The organism is Kitasatospora sp. NPDC056531 (assembly GCF_042794375.1).
In the GTDB taxonomy this organism is placed as follows: domain Bacteria; phylum Actinomycetota; class Actinomycetes; order Streptomycetales; family Streptomycetaceae; genus Kitasatospora.
The window spans coordinates 1-2,226 of record NZ_JBHTTU010000298.1 but is presented as its reverse complement, the minus strand read 5'-3'; the positions used below and the strand labels follow the sequence as shown (position 1 = coordinate 2,226).

The window sequence follows — 2,226 nt, the reverse complement described above, 5'->3', positions numbered from 1 at the left end:
CTCGCCTGGACATACGCCGACACGACCGGCTCGGCGGAGTGATCCACGAGTACCGACACGCCGCGTGACCTGGCTGGATGAGATATTCGGCAGGCGCAGGGTAGTCCCCCCAGGACTACCCGCCCGGCTGACGTGGCCCCGAGGCCAAGCGCCAGTACGCTGCCCTGCCGCTCAGGAGTTCAGCCATTCCGGTGTCGCTTCGAGCTCGTTGTAGTCGTCCCAGGCGTACAGGTACTTGTTGGAATCCGAGTAGAACGACAGGAGCTGGTGGTTCCAGAGGCACTTCAGCCGATTCTTCCCGTCGACGGTCTCGAACTTCCAGGGAACCGCGTTGCTCCATCCGTAGAGGCCCACATAGGCATTGTGGTTGACCGAGAGGTAGTAATCCTTCCAGTCGCCGTCGGTGACGCGGAAGTACGTCTTGCCGTCGCTGTCCGTCCACTCCGCGAACACGAGTGCAACGCCGGACCAGGAGGTCCAACCGTTGCCGTAGACGCTCATGTGCCCCTTGGGACTGCCGTTGAAGGCCAGTTGGATCTTGAGCCTCCGCTCTCCTTCCTTGAGGCCGAACGGAGTCTGTTCGAGGCTTCGAGCAAAGCTTCCTTCGGGACTGCGGCTCTGCGGGTCCATGTTGGCCATCTCCAGATCGTCGACGCGGGGTGAGTGCGGCAGGAGAACTCCCGTCGCCAGGATTTTCCTGACACGCACTGAAGTTCGCCGCCACCAAAACACTCCGAGTGCAAAAATTCATCACGATGGTGGACCCTGAGCACTGAGAGGACGTTAAGTCCGGTTCTGGTAGCGGCCGCGTCCGGGTTGGTCGAGGAGTCCCTGACGAACGAGTCGTCCCAGGCGGGAGCGGGTGACGTTGATCGAGGGCTCGTCGGTGGGCAGTCCGAGGAATTCGTGGAGGTCGCGAACCTGGAAGACCCGCCCGGGGTGCTCGTTGAAGGCGGTCACGATGCGCTGGTAGACGGTGGCGGGCTCCTCGGAGGCCTGTGTGGTCGGGCGGGGCGAGGCTGTCGATGACCTTGCGGGTGGTGACGATCTCGGCGAGGCGGGCCTCGACTTCGGCCAGGGCACGGGTGAGTTGCTCGATCTGTTCTTGCAGGCCGTCGGCGCGTGCGGTGGTCTCGTCGTGTTCGGCTTGCAACAGCCGCAGGAGTTCGGTGACGTTCACGCGGCCAGCCCCACCTCGTCGCGCCAGGCGGGGCTGGGGGTGGTGAGGCGGCGGAGCATGCCGGCGGTGGAGGCCCAGTAGACGCGGGAGGCGGCGTTGTCCAGCCGGTGGTCGTAGTCACGGGCGAGGCGCCGGTGGAGCATGAGGGTGCCGTTGACCTGCTCGACCACCCATCGCTTCGGTTGCGGAACGAAGCCCTTGCTCTGGGTGTCGGGGTTGCGGCGGACCACCTCGACGGTGATGTCCTTCACCGCCCCGTGGATGATTACGGCGTCCTTGAAGCCCTGGTCGACCAGGTACCTTTTCCAGGCGCATCCCGCATCGTTCGGCCGCCTGGTCCAGCAGGGCGATGCCAGCCTCGTTGTCGTGCGCGCTCGCGGCGAGGATCACCACACCGATGATCAGGCCCAGCACGTCGACGGCGAGTCCCCGCTTCCTGCCGGGCGTCTTCTTGTTCGCGTCCAGTCCCGTGGTCTCCTTCGGCACCCCGGCCGCCACGCGCACGGACTGGGTGTCGATGATCACCAGGGACGGGACCCCGGATGCAAGTCCCGGGCATCTCGGCCTGCTCATTGACAGGCCCACCCCTCATGGGTGCGCGGATAGGCGCTTACCCCCGTGCGAGGTCGGGGCGCGACAACTGCGCGCGACAGCAGCCGCCAGGGCGGGTGCCGACCTGTTTGTCGCGTGCCGCTGAATCTTGACCGATTGCCACCGAACCTGACCGACGCGGGTTCTGCCACTGATGGTGGGCCACCCAGGTCAACGAGCGAATGTCTGACTGGGCGCGTCGGCCGACGGGCGTGGCAGCAGGTACTCCCCGGGGCAAGCCGTTCACCCGCGAGATTGGTGGAGACTCTCTGTGACCAGCTGCTCGTCCAGGGCTTCTGCGTCAGCGGCTGTCCGCATGGACCAGCGCGCAATCTGCTGGGCTGGCGGGACGTCAAGAGCCGCTACTGAAATTGAATGAGTGGTGTCGGGGGCTGGCCGGGGTCAGCCATCCATGATCAGTCCGGCTTGGGTGAGGCATCCGTCGATCAGATCCG

The 2,226-nt window shown here is 65.5% G+C and carries 2 protein-coding genes and 1 pseudogene; all 3 read right to left on the bottom strand.

Annotated features, from left to right (window positions below):
• Positions 1 to 171: 171 nt before the first annotated feature.
• Positions 172 to 639, bottom strand: a complete 468-nt coding sequence (locus ACFQ87_RS45815) for a hypothetical protein (protein ID WP_380616981.1) — start codon at positions 637 to 639, stop codon at positions 172 to 174.
• A gap of 144 nt (positions 640 to 783) precedes the next feature.
• Complete coding sequence (locus ACFQ87_RS45810) at positions 784 to 960, bottom strand: hypothetical protein (protein WP_380616980.1); 177 nt, start codon at positions 958 to 960, stop codon at positions 784 to 786.
• A 216-nt stretch (positions 961 to 1,176) separates the two neighbouring features.
• Positions 1,177 to 1,714, bottom strand: a pseudogene (locus ACFQ87_RS45805) (transposase); the annotation flags it as partial.
• Between the last annotated feature and the right edge of the window lie 512 nt (positions 1,715 to 2,226).

Bases quoted from the DNA above. Each gene is read 5' to 3' on its own strand.
- ACFQ87_RS45815 (WP_380616981.1), bottom strand. From the start codon at position 639: ATGGCCAACATGGACCCGCAGAGCCGCAGTCCCGAAGGAAGCTTTGCT.